Consider the following 14,813-nt stretch of genomic DNA (forward strand, 5'->3'; position numbering starts at 1 on the left):
CGGTGACGTCCGCTGTTACAGGGCGGTTGCACGTAAACACTTGCCAGGGTTGCAATGATGGCACTCGAGGGTTGCTCCTTGTCTGTACGTGTGGTGGCGCCTGCCGCGTGGCAGACGGTTGCACGCTCAATAAAGAAAAGGCCGTCGGTCGCCTGCAGGCAACCTGCGCAGTGTGTTTTGCCGGAAGACAAAACCTATGGCACGGCCCTTGCTCTGAGCACAGGGCTGAGAAGTTGTAGTGCCAACCAAAAAAACTCTAGGAGCACCACCTCATGTCGCAGACGTTTTACAAGAAAGGTTTCCTGGCTCTGGCCGTAGCTACGGCACTGGGTGTTTCTTCGTATGTTCAGGCCGACGTCAAGATCGGTGTAGCGGGCCCGATGACTGGGGCTAACGCAGCGTTTGGCGAGCAGTACATGAAAGGTGCGCAGGCAGCGGCCGACAAGATCAACGCCGCCGGTGGCGTGAATGGCGAGAAAATCGTACTGGTCAAGGGCGATGACGCCTGCGAGCCGAAACAGGCCGTGGCCGTGGCCAACCGCCTGGTCGACCAGGACAAGGTGATCGGCGTGGTCGGCCACTTCTGTTCCTCCAACACCATCCCGGCCTCCGAGGTGTATGACGAGGCTGGCGTCATCGCCATCACCCCGGGCTCCACCAACCCACAGGTCACCGAGCGCGGCCTGGGCGCCATGTTCCGCATGTGCGGCCGTGACGACCAGCAGGGCATCGTCGCCGGCGACTACATCGTCGACGTGCTCAAGGGCAAGAAAGTTGCGGTGCTGCACGACAAGGACACCTACGGCCAGGGCCTGGCCGACGCGACCAAGGCACAGCTGGAGAAACGCGGCGTCAAGCCGGTGCTGTACGAAGGCCTGACCCGCGGCGAGAAGGACTTCAGCGCCGTCGTCACCAAGATCCGCTCCACCGGTGCCGACGTGGTCTACTTCGGCGGCCTGCACCCGGAAGCCGGCCCGCTGGTACGCCAGCTGCGCGAGCAGGGCCTGAAGGACGTCAAGTTCATGTCCGATGACGGCATCGTCACCGACGAACTGGTGTCCACCGCCGGCGGCGCGCAGTACGTCGATGGTGTGTACATGACCTTCGGCGCCGACCCGCGCCTGCTGCCGGACAGCAAGGCGGTGGTGGAGGAGTTCCGCAAGGCCGGTACCGAACCTGAAGGCTACACCCTGTACGCCTACGCCTCGCTGCAGGCCTTGGCTGCCGCGTTCAACGGCGCCAAGTCGAACAAGGGCGAAGCGGCTGCCGAGTGGCTCAAGGCCAACCCGGTGCAGACCGTCATGGGCGAGAAAAAGTGGGACAAGAAGGGTGACCTGACCGTGTCCGACTATGTGGTCTACCAGTGGGATGCCCAAGGCAAGTACCACCAGCTGGAAAAACAAAAATAACAACGGCCCACGGCCCGGGCGCGTCAGCCCCCGGGCCAAAGCCCCGCGGTACCTGTCTTTATCCGTAGATCTGCACAGTACTGCGCTGCGAGGGCCGCCTTGTCCCAGGCCCGCCGTGGTCGGCGCTCGTGCAATCTCAATCAGGTGAGATTGCGTTATGGATGGTATTTTCCTGCAGCAACTGGTCAACGGCCTGACCCTCGGGTCGGTCTATGGCCTGATCGCCATCGGCTACACAATGGTCTATGGCATCATCGGCATGATCAACTTCGCGCACGGCGAGGTGTATATGATTTCCGCGTACCTCGCGGCGATCAGCCTGGCATTGCTGGCTTATTTCGGTATCGAGTCGTTCCCCCTGTTGATGCTGGGCACCCTGTTGTTCACCATCGTCGTCACCGGCGTGTACGGCTTCACCATCGAACGCATCGCCTACAAACCCCTGCGCAACTCCACCCGCCTGGCACCGCTGATCAGTGCCATCGGCATCTCGCTGATCCTGCAGAACTACGCGCAGATCAGCCAGGGTGCCCGCCAGCAAGGCGTGCCAACCCTGCTGGAAGGTGCCTGGCGTGTCGAAGTGGGCACCGGCTTCGTGCAACTGACCTACACCAAGATCTTCATCCTGGTGGCAGCCTTCGTTGGCATGGGCCTGCTCACCTACGTGATCAAGTACACCAAGCTCGGCCGCATGTGCCGTGCCACCCAGCAAGACCGCAAGATGGCCTCGATCCTGGGCATCAACACCGACCGGGTGATCTCCTACGTGTTCGTCATCGGTGCGGTGATGGCCGCCCTGGCCGGCGTGCTGATCACCATGAACTACGGCACCTTCGACTTCTACGCCGGCTTCATCATCGGCATCAAGGCGTTCACCGCCGCGGTGCTCGGCGGTATCGGCTCGCTGCCTGGCGCCATGCTCGGCGGGATCATCCTGGGTATTTCCGAGTCGCTGTTCTCTGGCCTGATCAACTCCGACTACAAGGACGTGTTCAGCTTCTCGCTGCTGGTGATGATCCTTATCTTCCGCCCACAAGGCCTGCTGGGTCGCCCGCTCGTGGCTAAGGTGTGAACATGTCCATTGCCAAAACTGCCTCCGTTACTGAAACCAGAAGTTTCGACATCAAACGCAGCCTGCTGGAGACCATCGTCGCCGGCCTGCTGGCACTCATCGTGTTTGGCCCTGTGGTCGGCGTGGTGCTCGACGGCTACACCTTCAATGCCGAGCCGCGGCGTGTGGCCTGGCTGGTCGGCGGGGTGATGCTGGGGCGCTTCCTGCTCAGCCTGTACCTGCAGACAGCCGCCGGCTCGCGCATGCTCCAGGGCTTCGAAAGCGGTGGCTCGGGCGTGCATGTGCGCGCGCCGGACTACGTATCGCGGCTGCGCTATATCATCCCTGCGCTGGTGGTGATTGCCATCGTCTTCCCGATCTTCGCCAACAAGTACCTGCTGACCGTGGTCATCCTCGGCCTGATCTACGTGCTGCTGGGCCTGGGCCTGAACATCGTGGTCGGCCTGGCCGGCCTGCTCGACCTGGGCTACGTGGCGTTCTATGCCATTGGCGCGTACGGCCTGGCGCTGGGTTACCAGTACCTTGGCCTGGGCTTCTGGAGCGTGCTGCCATTGGCGGCCATCGCAGCGGCACTGGCGGGGTGCATACTCGGTTTCCCGGTGTTGCGGATGCACGGCGACTACCTGGCGATCGTGACCCTGGGCTTCGGCGAGATCATCCGCCTGGTGCTGAACAACTGGTTGTCGTTCACCGGCGGCCCGAACGGCATGCCGGCACCGGCGCCGACCTTCTTCGGCCTGGAGTTCGGCCGTAGGGCCAAGGACGGTGGGATACCGATCCACGAGTTCTTCGGCTTCGATTACAACGCCAACCTCAAGTTCGTGTTCATCTACGCGGTGCTGTTCGCCGTCGTGCTGGCCGTGCTGTACATCAAGCACCGCCTGACCCGCATGCCGGTCGGCCGTGCCTGGGAAGCGCTACGCGAAGACGAGATCGCCTGCCGCTCGATGGGCCTGAACCACGTGCTGGTCAAGCTTTCGGCGTTTACCCTGGGTGCCTCCACCGCCGGCCTGGCCGGGGTGTTCTTTGCCACCTACCAGGGCTTCGTCAACCCGTCGTCGTTCACCTTCTTCGAGTCGGCGCTGATCCTCGCCATCGTCGTGCTTGGTGGCATGGGCTCGACCGTGGGTGTGGTGATCGCGGCCTTCGTGCTGACCGTGGCGCCCGAGCTGCTGCGCAGCTTCTCCGAATACCGCGTGCTGCTGTTCGGTGTGCTGATGGTGCTGATGATGATCTGGCGACCGCGTGGGCTGATCCGCATCAGCCGTACCGGTGTGACCCCGCGTAAAGGAGTGGCGCCATGAGCGACGATATCATTCTCTCGGTCGACAACCTGATGATGCAGTTCGGTGGCATCAAGGCGCTCAGCGATGTCAGCCTGAAGGTCCGGCGCAACCAGATCTTCGCCCTGATCGGCCCCAACGGTGCGGGCAAGACCACCGTGTTCAACTGCCTGACCGGGTTCTACAAGGCCAGTGGCGGGCGCATCGAGCTGAACGTGCGCGGCAGCCACACCAATGTCATCCAGCTGCTCGGCGAGCGCTTCCAGGTGGCGGACTTCGTCTCGCCGGCGCGCTTTGCCAACCGCATGTACTACAAGATGTTCGGCGGTACTCACCTGGTCAACCGCGCCGGCCTGGCACGCACCTTCCAGAACATTCGCCTGTTCAAGGAAATGTCGGTGGTGGAGAACCTGCTGGTGGCCCAGCACATGTGGGTCAACCGCAACCTGCTGGCCGGGGTGCTCAACACCAAGGCCTACCGCAAGGCCGAGAGTGACGCACTGGACCACGCGTTCTACTGGCTGGAGGTGGTCGACCTGGTCGATTGCGCCAACCGCCTGGCTGGCGAGTTGTCGTACGGCCAGCAGCGCCGCCTGGAAATCGCCCGGGCCATGTGCACGCGGCCGAAGATCATCTGCCTGGACGAACCGGCGGCTGGCCTGAACCCACAGGAAACCGAAGCTCTCAGCCGCATGATCCGCGTGCTGCGCGACGAGCACGACATCACCGTGGTGCTGATCGAACACGACATGGGCATGGTCATGAGCATTTCCGACCATATCGTGGTGCTCGACCACGGCAACGTGATTGCCGAAGGTGCGCCGCAGGATATCCGCCACAACCCGACGGTGATCGCCGCCTACCTGGGTGCCGATGAAGAGGAACTGGTATGAGTGCACCCATTCTCGAACTGAAGGATCTGGACGTGTTCTACGGCCCGATCCAGGCGCTGAAAAAGGTCTCGATGCACATCAACGAGGGCGAGACGGTCAGCCTGATCGGCGCCAACGGTGCTGGCAAGTCGACCCTGCTGATGTCGATCTTCGGCCAGCCGCGGGCGGCGTCGGGGCATATCGTGTACCGCGGCACCGACATCACTCGCAAGTCGTCGCACTACATCGCTTCCAACGGCATCGCCCAGTCGCCGGAAGGGCGCCGGGTGTTCCCCGACATGACTGTCGAGGAGAACCTGATGATGGGTACCATCCCCATCGGTGACAAGCATGCCGACGAAGACATGCAGCGCATGTACGAGCTGTTCCCGCGCCTGAAAGAGCGGCGTAACCAGAGGGCCATGACCATGTCCGGTGGCGAGCAGCAGATGCTGGCCATTGCCCGCGCGCTGATGAGCCGGCCAAAGTTGTTGCTGCTGGATGAGCCATCGCTGGGGCTGGCGCCGATCGTGGTCAAGCAGATCTTCTCGACCTTGCGTGAATTGGCCAAGACCGGGATGACCATCTTCCTGGTGGAGCAGAACGCCAACCATGCGCTGAAACTGTCGGACCGGGCTTATGTGATGGTCAACGGGCAGATTCGCATGAGCGGCACGGGGCAGGAGCTGTTGGTCAACGAGGAAGTGCGCAACGCCTATCTCGGCGGGCATTGAGTTGCATTCGGGGGCCGCTTTGCGGCCTGTGGGAGCGGCCTTGCGTCGCGATGGGCCGCAAAGCGGCCCCCGAAGCCAATGTGGACAACCTTTTGAACACCTCTCCCAATTACCCCACAACCCCTCTACAAACCCTTGTTTCCACAGGACCATTTTTTTCCACGGATAATGTGGAACCGCCTGTGGAAAACATGGTGGCATCTCGCTCAAGCCCTTTGATACCAAGCCCTGCAGCTTCATGATCATTTTTTGATCACAGGTGACTTGTGGATGATTTTCCCAGGTTTTTCAAAGCCCTGCATTCATTCCAAGGCGCGCGCAAAACCTGTGGATAACCCTGTGAAAAAACCTTGGACAGACCGCTGCAGACAGCATGCTTGAAAGTCTTGCGCCATCACCGAAAAGATATCCACCGACCACAAGTCGCTGAAAGGGTTCCGCACCGTGGACAAGTTGCCCCCAATCCGTGGGGAAAGCCTTGTGGATAACATGCGCATAGCTGGTGCCGAGCCCTCTGCTGCAAGGGTTTGCCGCATATGATCAAAAAATGAACAGTGCCCCGGGCGGGTTGCTGCAAGCGCCCGGCGCGGGCATGCTGCAAGCCTGCCGATGACAATCCACCGTGAGGAACAGAGCATGACGTCCACCGTATTCATCACTGGCGCGACTTCCGGTTTCGGCGAGGCCACTGCCCGCCGCTTCGCCGAAGCCGGCTGGAAGCTGGTGCTCACTGGCCGCCGCAAGGAGCGCCTGGACGCCCTGTGCGCCGAACTGTCGGCCAAGACCGAAGTACATGGCCTGGTGCTCGACGTGCGTGACCGCAAGGCCATGGAGCAGGCCATCGCCAACTTGCCGGCCGGCTTCGACAAGCTGCGCGGCCTGGTCAACAACGCAGGCCTGGCGCTGGGTGTGGACGCGGCGCAGAACTGCAGCCTGGACGACTGGGAAACCATGGTCGACACCAACATCAAGGGCCTGATGTACACCACCCGCCTGCTGCTGCCACGGCTGATCGCCCATGGCCGTGGGGCGTCGATCCTCAACGTAGGTTCGGTGGCGGGCAACTACCCGTACCCGGGCAGCAACGTGTACGGCGGCACCAAGGCCTTCGTCGGCCAGTTCTCGTTGAGCCTGCGCTGCGACCTGCGGGGTACGGGCGTGCGCGTGAGCAACATCGAGCCGGGCCTGTGCGAGAGCGAGTTCTCGCTGGTGCGCTTCGGCGGTGACCAGGCCAAATACGACGCCACCTACGCCGGTGCCGAGCCGATCCAGCCGCAGGACATTGCCGAGACCATCTTCTGGATCCTCAACCAGCCGGCGCATATCAACATCAACAGCCTCGAGTTGATGCCGGTGAGCCAGGACTGGGCAGGGTTCTCGATCGACCGGTCGGTCAAAGACTGATCCGAGGGCCTCTTCGCGGGTAAACCCGCTCCCACAGGTACTGCACCGGTTTCAGAGCAGGCGCTATCCCTGTGGGAGCGGGTTCACCCGCGAATGCGTCAGCCCAGGCGCTGCAACCCTTCCAGGCAAGTCGCCAAGTGGTAGGGCGTAGTAGAAGGCATATCATGCCGGCTGACACTACCTTGCCCATCCCGGCACTCATACCAGCCCGCCTCACGCAGGAACCGCGCTTCCAGCGCCTGCAACTGCCCGGCCAGCTTCGCCTCGCCCCCTGTCCGCAACACCAGCGCCCGCAGGTATTCCGCCTGCGCCCAGATCCGCTGGGTGGCGTCGAGCACCTGGCCATCCACATCCAGCATCGCCAGTACCGCGGTGTCCTTCACCCCGTACTGCTCGGCGTAGCCGAAAGCCCGGTCGATGGACGCATGCAGCGGCGTATCACGCAGCAGTGGCGAGGTATGCAGCAGGTAGAACCACTCGAACTGGTGCCCTGGCTCGAACCAGTTATCCACAGTGCCGCGTGGCTTTTCCAGCATCAGGCCGTGGGCGGGGTCGATGAAGTGTTCCTGCAGCGCCTCGCACAGGTGCAGCAACGACTGCTGGGCATGCTCGTCGTCACGCACCGCCAGCACCTGCAGGAAGGCTTCGGCCAGGTGCATCTGTGGGTTTTGCAGCGGGCCGCTGCCAAGGTCGGCCCAGTCTTCAGCGAGGCTGGCTTCGTACAGGCCATCGTCGCGGGCGAACTGCTGGTCGATGATGTCCAGCGCGGCGTTCAGCGTGGACTCCACCAGGTTTTCACGCACCTTGCCCCAGTAATGTGCACAGGCGAAGACGATGAAGGCGTGAGTGTAGAGGTCCTTGCGCCGGTCCAGCGGTTTGCCCTGGGCGTCGATGCTGTAGAACCAGCCGCCGTGTTCGGCGTCGTGGAAGTGCTTCTGCAGCGAGCGGAACAAGGCGGCCGCACGCTCGGCTGCGCCCGGTTGCCCGATGCGGCTGCTGAACAGGTACAGCTGACGCGCGCAGGCCATGGCCCGGTAGCGCTGCACCGGCAATGGCTGGTGCTGGGCGTCCAGTGCCTCGTAGGGCAGGGCCATGTCGGCGTTCCAGCCCGGGCCTTGCCACAACGGCACGATGCGTTCGGCGAAGTGCTGGTTGAAGCGGGCCAGTTCGGGCAGGGTGGGGCGGGGGTCGGACATTTCGGCGCTCGTCGCTGTCGGGCAGGGCGCCATGGTAGCAGAACTGGGTTGTGGGTAGCCTGTGCCGGCCTCTTCGCGGGCACGCCCGCTCCCACAGGATCACCACAAGGTTCGAGCAATGCGGGGTACCTGTGGGAGCGGGCATGCCCGCGAAGAGGCCGGCACAGGCTACCGATCAGCCCGGGTTGCCCAACCCCTGCCAATGCCGCGCCCCCACGAAGATGAAGCGCAACTGCTGGGTGATCTTTTCCTGCGGCGTCAACGCCTGTGGATAACCCGCTTCGGGGCTGTCGATAAGCTCTGGCAGGGTGGCGAACACGGTTTTCACCACCAGGTCGGCCATCACCGCCAGCGCGGCGCTATCCAGGTGCTGCCAGCGCTTCATCCGCGCCAGGTCGGTGGCCAGGTCGTCGCTGATGTCCTGGCGCAGGCGGGCAATGGCTTGGCGTACGGCCTGCGAACCGCCGTACTGCTCACGGGCGAGGAACAGGAACTGCGCACGGTGGGCGGCAACCACGTCGAGGAAGATGCGCACCGAGGCGTCGGTGATGCCGCCCAGTTCGAATTCGTTCTGGCGCACCAGGCGGATGGTCTGGCGGAAGGTAGTGTCGACCTCGGCAACCAGGGCCAGGCCCAGGGCGTCCATGTCGGAAAAATGCCGGTAGAAGCCGGTGGGTACGATGCCGGCCGTCTTCGCCACTTCGCGCAGGCTGATACTGCCGAAACCACGGCCACTCTCCATGAGCTGGCAGGCGGCATCGAGCAGGGCCTGGCGGGTCTGTAGCTTCTGTTCGGCGCGCGGCAGCATGGTGCGGGCTTCTGTGGCGGTAAGGCTGGGCACTCTAGTTAAAAAAACAAAGCCCGGTCAATGGACCGGGCCTGGAGGGGAGCAAGTGTTGTGACAGAGGTTGTTCTTTTCGGCCATGGTGATCAGCTCACACGGCTGAGTTCAACCAGGCGATCGGAGCCACCTTCGGCAACGCGGCCACTACGTTCGATAAGGCGATCCGAGCCACCTTCGGCAACGCGGCCACTACGTTCGATCAGGCGATCGGAGCCACCTTCGGCAACGCGGCCACTACGTTCGATCAGGCGATCGGAGCCACCTTCGGCAACACGGCCACTACGTTCGATCAGGCGATCGGAGCCACCTTCGGCAACGGTTTTCAGCGGCTGGGCGATTTCGGCAGCGCTGGAGCGCGATTCGGCGGTCAGGTGTTGCTCGTCGGCTGGCAGGGCAAAAGCGTTGGCGGCCAGGATGGACAGGGTCAGGGTCAGCAGATGGCGTTTCATGATTTCGGTGCTCCTCTCGGGGGCTGGAAAGTGGGTACGGAGCCAATGCTACGCCGGGTAACGCCAGAGAGAAGTTCATACGGGTAATGGTAACAATCGACCGTATTGATAGAGGTTGCAACCTGCTCTAGAAAGCACTTTCCAGGCTGGAGGGTGGCAATTTGATGGCGATGTATGCGGGTAACACGTATGGCCTGGCGCGACGAATTGCTGAGCAAAAGGCCAGGAAAAACTTCGCTATCATGGCGCCATCGATAAAACCCCACGGGTTTTCATCAGTCCGAGATATTGAGTGCCACCGCTGCACCTGTTCTGTGCCATACCGCAAGGAGAATCACGCAATGACGCGTCCCGCCAGAATCCTCGTCTGGACCTTCACCAGCCTGCTGACCCTGCTGGCGATCCTGGTGGTGGTGATCGCCACCTTCGACTGGAACCGCGTCAAGCCCCTGCTCAACGAGAAAGTCTCCGAGGCCCTGCAGCGGCCCTTCGCGATCAATGGCAACCTTGCCGTGGACTGGCGCACCGAACCAGAAGAGGGGGGCTGGCGTGCCTGGGTGCCCTGGCCGCACTTTATTGCCGAAGACCTGACCCTGGGCAACCCCGAGTGGCTCAAGGAACCGAAGATGGTCGGCCTGGAGCGCGTGGCGTTCCGCCTGGCGCCGCTGCCGCTGCTGTTCCAGCAGATCAGCATCCCGCGCATCGACCTGACCAAGCCCACAGCCAGCCTCACCCGCCTGGCCGATGGCCGCGCCAACTGGGCCTTCGACTTCGGCCCCAAGGATGAAAACGCAGAGCCTTCCAAATGGCAGCTGGACATTGGCGCCATCGGCTTCGACCAGGGCAATGTCAGCTTCGATGACCAAACCCTGAAAACCAGCATGAAGGTGCAGATCGACCCGCTGGGCAAGCCTGTCCCGTTCAGCGACATCGTCGGCAAGGCCAGCGCCGAGAAGGCCGGTGCCGCGCAGGACTACGCCTTCGGGCTCAAGGCCCAGGGCCGCTACAAAGGCCAGCCGGTGTCCGGTACCGGCAAGATCGGCGGCCTGCTGGCCCTGCAGGACGCCAGCCAGCCGTTCCCGCTGCAGGCTGACGTGCGCATCGCCGACACCCATGTGGTGCTCGCCGGCACCCTGACCGACCCGCGCAACCTCGGCGCCCTCGACCTGCGCCTGCGCCTGTCCGGGGCCAGCCTGGGCAACCTCTACCCGCTGACCGGCGTAACCTTGCCCGACACCCCGGCCTATTCCACCGACGGCCACCTCAGCGCCAACCTGCACGCGGCGCAAGGGGCGACCTTCAACTACCAGGGCTTCAACGGCAAGATCGGTGACAGCGATATCCACGGCGACCTGGCCTTCGTTGCCAGCCAGCCACGGCCCAAGCTGTCCGGCAACCTGGTGTCCAACCAGTTGCTGTTCAAGGACCTGGCGCCGCTGATCGGCGCCGACTCCAACGCCGAGCAGAAGGCCCGCGGGGGTGCCAGCAAGCAGCCGGCGGGCAAGGTGCTGCCGGTGGAAGAGTTCCGCACCGAGCGCTGGCGTACGATGGACGCCGACGTCACCTTCGCCGGCAAGCGCATCGTGCACAGCGCGCAACTGCCGTTCAACGACCTGTCGGCCCACGTGATACTGGAGGACGGCCTGCTGCGCCTGGAGCCCCTGCGTTTTGGCGTGGCTGGCGGCAACCTCGCTTCCAGAATCCGCCTGGATGGCCGCAACGTACCGTTGCAGGGGCGTGCCCGGCTGACGGCGCGGGGCTTCAAGCTCAAGCAGTTGTTCCCATCCTTTGCGCCGATGCAGACCAGCTTCGGTGAGTTGAATGGCGATGCCGATATCACCGGCCGGGGCAACTCGGTAGCCGCCTTGCTGGGCACGGCCAATGGCGACCTGCGCATGTTGATCAACGATGGTGCCATCAGCCGCAGCCTGATGGAGATTGCCGGTTTGAACGTGGGCAACTATGTGGTCGGCAAGCTGTTTGGCGATGAGGATGTGAAGATCAACTGCGCGGCGGCTGACGTGGGCATCAAGGATGGCCTGGCGACCACGCGTCTGTTCATCTTCGATACCGAGAACGCGATCATCTACATCAACGGCACGGCCAATTTCGCCACGGAGCAGCTGGACCTGAAAATTACCCCTGAATCGAAAGGGTTGCGGCTGTTCTCGCTGCGCTCGCCGCTGTATGTGCGCGGGCCGTTCGCCAAGCCCAGTGCCGGGGTGCAGGCGGTGCCGCTGGCGTTGCGCGGGGCGGGGATGGTGGCGTTGGGTGTGGTGGCCGGGCCGGCGGCGGGGTTGCTGGCGCTGATTGCGCCTAGCAGCGGGGATGATCCCAACCAGTGCACGCCGCTGTTGCAGCAGATGAAGGCGGGCAAGGCGCCGGCGGTGGTGAAAGAGAGGAAATAGCAGGGGGCCGCTTCGCAGCCCATCGCGACACAAGGCCGCTCCTACAGGGAATCGCGCAAATCTGCCGAGACGCGATCCCTCTGTAGGAGCGGCCTTGTGTCGCGATGGGGCGCAAAGCGCCCCCAGCAATCACAAGCCTTGCAACAGGTCGGACATATCGTCCGCGTGCTCTTCTTCCTGCGCGAGGATGTCTTCAAAAATCCGCCGCGTAGTCGGATCTTTATCCCCAATGTACCGAATGATCTCGCGATAGCTATCGATGGCGATCCGCTCCGCCACCAGGTCTTCCAGCACCATCTCCTTCAATGAAGTGCCCGCCACATATTGGGCATGAGACCGCTTGCTCAGGTTGTCCGGGTTGAAATCCGGCTCTCCACCTAACTGCACGATCCGTTCGGCAAGCTTGTCGGCGTGCTCGGCTTCCTGGTTGGCATGCTCGAGGAATTCATCGGCAGCCACGCTGGCCTTGATGCCGCTGGCCATGAAGTAGTGACGCTTGTAGCGCAGCACGCAGACCAGTTCGGTGGCCAGTGAATCATTGAGCAGGCGCAGGATCTGTTGGCGATCAGCATCGTAACCCTCGGTCACCGCACCTTGCTCGACATGCTGGCGGGCACGTTCGCGCAGGGTTTGCACATCGGTCAGTTCAGTCGCATTCATGTTCATCTCCTGGAACAGCAGGGTGGTCATGGATATGGCCTGGAAGGCTCAGGCGCCGTGGACGGCGTCGCTGTCTTCTTCGCGTTGTTTGCAAGTCTTGAAGCCCTTGGCGTCGACATGGCCGGTGGCGTCGAAGCGCACGTAGTAGGGCTGCTGGTGGCCATCGTGGTTGAGGATGTAGTCGTTGCAGGTGCCGCCATGGGGGAGGTCGATCACGTTGGACGGGCTGCCGCCGATGGCGATGACTTTCTGCATGGTCATGCCTTTTTCCACCTGCTTGACCAGCGGCTCGTCGCGGTAGGTGACGTAGTCCACCGGGTTTTCCGGGCGGCTGCCGCAGGCGGCGAGGGTGGCGCTTGCCAGAAGGATTGCCAGGGTCTGCTTGTACATGGTCCCGCTCCTTGCAAAGGGTATGTGTGGTTTGGAACCGCAGCGCGCGCCGGGAGTTCGATTGCGATGGTCATCAAGGCCGCTGTAGTGTTGGCCGGTCGTCCACGGAAAGGGGCTGGGGCAATGCAGCAGGAATTGGCCACGCGATACCCGTTGGTGCTGGTGCCGGGCATGCTCGGTTTTGTCCGGGTAGTGCTCTACCCCTACTGGTTCGGCATCGTGCCGGCCCTGCGCAAGGGCGGGGCGCAGGTGTTCCCGGTGCAGGTTTCGCCACTGCATTCCAGCGAGGTGCGCGGCGAGCAGTTGCTGGCCATCATCGAAGACATCTGCCAGCGCACCGGAGCGGAAAAGGTCAACCTCATCGGCCACAGCCAGGGTGCCCTGAGCGCGCGCTACGCAGCTGCCAGGCGGCCCGGGCGGGTGGCTTCGGTCACTTCGGTGGCGGGGCCCAACCATGGCTCGGAACTGGCCGACTACCTGGAGCGTACGGCACCGGGCGATTCCCCGCAGGGGCGCATCCTGAAGGCTGTGCTGCATGGCTTGGCCGTGCTGCTGGTGTGGCTGGAAACCGGCTGGCGCCGCGACCCGCTGCCGGTGGATGTACACGCCTCGCACCAGTCGTTGACCAGCGCCGGGGTGGCGCTGTTCAACCAGGCTTATCCACAGGGGTTGCCAGACACCTGGGGTGGGGAAGGGGCCTATGAGGTCGATGGCGTGCGCTATTACTCCTGGTCAGGCACCTTGCAGCCCGGCCTGACCGACCAGCGGCGCAACCGTTTCGACGGCAGCAGCCACTTCTGCCGCCTGTTCGCGCGCAGTTTCGTCAAGGAAAAGGGCCATTGCGACGGTATGGTCGGGCGCTTCAGTTCGCACCTGGGGCAGGTGATCGGCGACGATTACCCGCTCGACCACCTGGATATCGTCAACCAGTCGCTTGGTGCGGTGGGCAAGGGTGCCGAACCGGTGCGGCTGTTCACCGAACATGCCGCCCGGCTCAAGGCGGCAGGGCTCTAACGACGGATCGGTGTGGTCCAGCGCTCGGCCAGCACCACGCCCGCCAGGGTCAGCAGGCCGCCGACCAGGTGATAGCGGGCCAGCTGCTCGTCGAGCACCACGGCGGCGATCAGTGCCGTGACCAGCGGCAGCAGGTTGAAGAACAGCGTGGTGCGGCTGGGCCCCAGGCGGTGCACGGCCTGCATCCACACCAGGGGCGCGATCATCGAGGCCAGCACGCAGGCGTACAGCACCAGGCCGATGTTGCGGCTGTTCAGGCCAGTCTTGTCCGACAGCACGAACAGCGGCAGCAGCACGACGATGGCTACCAGCACCTGCAGGTACAGCAGCTGCATCGGCGGCAGGCGCAGCTGCCATTTCTTCAGCAGGAAGCTGTACAGCGCGTAGGCCAGTGTGGCCACCAACATCAGCAGGTCGCCGCTGTTCAGGCCTTGTTGCAGCAGGCTGGCGGGGTGGCCGGCGCTGACCACTTCAAGCACGCCGAAAAATGACACCAGCGCGCCCAGCAGGGCGCCGTAGCTCAGGCGCTGGCCCAGCCAGGCGATGGACAGTGCCAGTGACATCAGTGGCATCAGCGAGAGGATGATGCCCATGTTGGTGGCGCTGGTGATGCCGGCGGCGAAGTAGGCCAGGCTCTGATACAGCGCCATGCCCAGCACGCCCAGCACGAAAACCTTGCCCAGGTGCGGGCGAATGGCCGCGCGATTGCGCCACACGGCGGGCAGCAGGAACGGGGTGAACAACAGCGCGGCCAGCAGCCAGCGGTAGAAGCCGATCTCGGCGGGGTGGATGGCGCCGGCGGACATCTTGGTGACCACGGTGTTGCCGGCCCATATCAGGATGGCGGTCAGGGGGAACAGGTAGTTCATGTAGCAGGTTACTCGTTTTGGACTGATTGGGGCTGCTTTGCAGCCCATCGCGACACAAGGCCGCTCCTACAGGTATCGCACAGGCCCGGAAGACAACGCGGGTCCCTGTAGGAGCGGCCTTGTGTCGCGATGGCCTGCGCAGCAGGCCCCGATGGCAGCCATTATCAACTGTCTGTCAACAAGCCTATACTCCTATCCAGACAACCCAC

At 63.3% G+C, this 14,813-nt stretch carries 14 protein-coding genes; 8 read left to right on the forward strand and 6 right to left on the reverse strand.

Annotated features, from left to right (window positions below; all coding sequences use genetic code 11):
* Positions 1-272 precede the first annotated feature (272 nt).
* The 6 genes from ACGLHT_RS03805 to ACGLHT_RS03830 all read left to right on the forward strand — a co-directional run bounded on the left by ACGLHT_RS03805 (position 273) and on the right by ACGLHT_RS03830 (position 6,774).
* Positions 273-1,409, forward strand: coding sequence for a branched-chain amino acid ABC transporter substrate-binding protein (locus ACGLHT_RS03805; protein ID WP_075046518.1), 1,137 nt, complete (start codon positions 273-275; stop codon positions 1,407-1,409).
* A gap of 157 nt (positions 1,410-1,566) precedes the next feature.
* Positions 1,567-2,481 (forward strand): branched-chain amino acid ABC transporter permease, encoded by a 915-nt coding sequence (locus ACGLHT_RS03810; RefSeq protein ID WP_013974411.1) that lies wholly within the window; start codon positions 1,567-1,569, stop codon positions 2,479-2,481.
* 2 nt (positions 2,482-2,483) lie between these two features.
* Entirely contained in the window at positions 2,484-3,785 is a 1,302-nt protein-coding gene (livM, locus tag ACGLHT_RS03815; RefSeq protein WP_274120270.1) for a high-affinity branched-chain amino acid ABC transporter permease LivM, read from the forward strand.
* A complete protein-coding gene (locus ACGLHT_RS03820; protein ID WP_025340815.1) occupies positions 3,782-4,657 on the forward strand; it encodes an ATP-binding cassette domain-containing protein in 876 nt (291 codons plus the stop codon). The genes livM and ACGLHT_RS03820 overlap by 4 nt, the downstream gene beginning before the upstream one ends.
* Entirely contained in the window at positions 4,654-5,370 is a 717-nt protein-coding gene (locus tag ACGLHT_RS03825; protein ID WP_015271986.1) for an ABC transporter ATP-binding protein, read from the forward strand. The genes ACGLHT_RS03820 and ACGLHT_RS03825 overlap by 4 nt, the downstream gene beginning before the upstream one ends.
* Before the next feature lie 636 nt (positions 5,371-6,006).
* Entirely contained in the window at positions 6,007-6,774 is a 768-nt protein-coding gene (locus tag ACGLHT_RS03830; RefSeq protein WP_025340814.1) for an SDR family oxidoreductase, read from the forward strand.
* 98 nt (positions 6,775-6,872) lie between these two features.
* On the opposite strand, the gene ACGLHT_RS03835 is transcribed toward ACGLHT_RS03830, so the two are convergent.
* The 3 genes from ACGLHT_RS03835 to ACGLHT_RS03845 all read right to left on the reverse strand — a co-directional run bounded on the left by ACGLHT_RS03835 (position 6,873) and on the right by ACGLHT_RS03845 (position 9,263).
* Positions 6,873-7,970, reverse strand: a complete 1,098-nt coding sequence (locus ACGLHT_RS03835; RefSeq protein ID WP_025340813.1) for an AGE family epimerase/isomerase — start codon at positions 7,968-7,970, stop codon at positions 6,873-6,875.
* 175 nt (positions 7,971-8,145) lie between these two features.
* Positions 8,146-8,778 carry an HTH-type transcriptional repressor FabR gene (fabR, locus tag ACGLHT_RS03840; RefSeq protein ID WP_015271984.1) on the reverse strand — a complete coding sequence of 211 codons (633 nt, stop codon included), beginning with the start codon at positions 8,776-8,778 and terminating at the stop codon, positions 8,146-8,148.
* Between the two features lie 122 nt (positions 8,779-8,900).
* Entirely contained in the window at positions 8,901-9,263 is a 363-nt protein-coding gene (locus tag ACGLHT_RS03845; protein ID WP_197898547.1) for a hypothetical protein, read from the reverse strand.
* A 341-nt stretch (positions 9,264-9,604) separates the two neighbouring features.
* Between ACGLHT_RS03845 and ACGLHT_RS03850 the strand changes: the two genes are divergently transcribed.
* Complete coding sequence (locus ACGLHT_RS03850; RefSeq protein WP_085704298.1) at positions 9,605-11,671, forward strand: AsmA family protein; 2,067 nt, start codon at positions 9,605-9,607, stop codon at positions 11,669-11,671.
* A gap of 129 nt (positions 11,672-11,800) precedes the next feature.
* On the opposite strand, the gene ACGLHT_RS03855 is transcribed toward ACGLHT_RS03850, so the two are convergent.
* Both ACGLHT_RS03855 and osmE read right to left on the reverse strand, forming a co-directional pair.
* The gene (locus ACGLHT_RS03855) at positions 11,801-12,331 is read right to left on the reverse strand and encodes a bacterioferritin (protein ID WP_025340810.1); all 531 of its coding nucleotides are present in this window, start codon (positions 12,329-12,331) and stop codon (positions 11,801-11,803) included.
* Positions 12,332-12,379: 48 nt separating this feature from the next.
* Entirely contained in the window at positions 12,380-12,721 is a 342-nt protein-coding gene (osmE, locus tag ACGLHT_RS03860; RefSeq protein WP_015271980.1) for an osmotically-inducible lipoprotein OsmE, read from the reverse strand.
* 123 nt (positions 12,722-12,844) lie between these two features.
* On the opposite strand from osmE, the gene ACGLHT_RS03865 reads away from it, so the two are divergent.
* Entirely contained in the window at positions 12,845-13,735 is an 891-nt protein-coding gene (locus ACGLHT_RS03865; RefSeq protein ID WP_274120272.1) for a triacylglycerol lipase, read from the forward strand.
* Here the strand turns inward: ACGLHT_RS03865 and ACGLHT_RS03870 are convergent.
* Complete coding sequence (locus tag ACGLHT_RS03870) at positions 13,732-14,604, reverse strand: DMT family transporter (protein ID WP_075046511.1); 873 nt, start codon at positions 14,602-14,604, stop codon at positions 13,732-13,734. The genes ACGLHT_RS03865 and ACGLHT_RS03870 overlap by 4 nt on opposite strands.
* Between the last annotated feature and the right edge of the window lie 209 nt (positions 14,605-14,813).

The sequence above is a fragment of the Pseudomonas sp. PsB genome (genome assembly GCF_043658375.1).
Lineage (GTDB): Bacteria > Pseudomonadota > Gammaproteobacteria > Pseudomonadales > Pseudomonadaceae > Aquipseudomonas > Aquipseudomonas putida_Z.

What these genes read in the sequence shown, in the direction of transcription:
- ACGLHT_RS03805 (WP_075046518.1), top strand. Translation starts at nt 273, where the DNA reads ATGTCGCAGACGTTTTACAAGAAAGGTTTCCTGGCTCTGGCCGTAGCT.
- ACGLHT_RS03810 (WP_013974411.1), top strand. Translation starts at nt 1,567, where the DNA reads ATGGATGGTATTTTCCTGCAGCAACTGGTCAACGGCCTGACCCTCGGG.
- livM (WP_274120270.1), top strand. Translation starts at nt 2,484, where the DNA reads ATGTCCATTGCCAAAACTGCCTCCGTTACTGAAACCAGAAGTTTCGAC.
- ACGLHT_RS03820 (WP_025340815.1), top strand. Translation starts at nt 3,782, where the DNA reads ATGAGCGACGATATCATTCTCTCGGTCGACAACCTGATGATGCAGTTC.
- ACGLHT_RS03825 (WP_015271986.1), top strand. Translation starts at nt 4,654, where the DNA reads ATGAGTGCACCCATTCTCGAACTGAAGGATCTGGACGTGTTCTACGGC.
- ACGLHT_RS03830 (WP_025340814.1), top strand. Translation starts at nt 6,007, where the DNA reads ATGACGTCCACCGTATTCATCACTGGCGCGACTTCCGGTTTCGGCGAG.
- ACGLHT_RS03835 (WP_025340813.1), bottom strand. Translation starts at nt 7,970, where the DNA reads ATGTCCGACCCCCGCCCCACCCTGCCCGAACTGGCCCGCTTCAACCAG.
- fabR (WP_015271984.1), bottom strand. Translation starts at nt 8,778, where the DNA reads ATGCTGCCGCGCGCCGAACAGAAGCTACAGACCCGCCAGGCCCTGCTC.
- ACGLHT_RS03845 (WP_197898547.1), bottom strand. Translation starts at nt 9,263, where the DNA reads ATGAAACGCCATCTGCTGACCCTGACCCTGTCCATCCTGGCCGCCAAC.
- ACGLHT_RS03850 (WP_085704298.1), top strand. Translation starts at nt 9,605, where the DNA reads ATGACGCGTCCCGCCAGAATCCTCGTCTGGACCTTCACCAGCCTGCTG.
- ACGLHT_RS03855 (WP_025340810.1), bottom strand. Translation starts at nt 12,331, where the DNA reads ATGAATGCGACTGAACTGACCGATGTGCAAACCCTGCGCGAACGTGCC.
- osmE (WP_015271980.1), bottom strand. Translation starts at nt 12,721, where the DNA reads ATGTACAAGCAGACCCTGGCAATCCTTCTGGCAAGCGCCACCCTCGCC.
- ACGLHT_RS03865 (WP_274120272.1), top strand. Translation starts at nt 12,845, where the DNA reads ATGCAGCAGGAATTGGCCACGCGATACCCGTTGGTGCTGGTGCCGGGC.
- ACGLHT_RS03870 (WP_075046511.1), bottom strand. Translation starts at nt 14,604, where the DNA reads ATGAACTACCTGTTCCCCCTGACCGCCATCCTGATATGGGCCGGCAAC.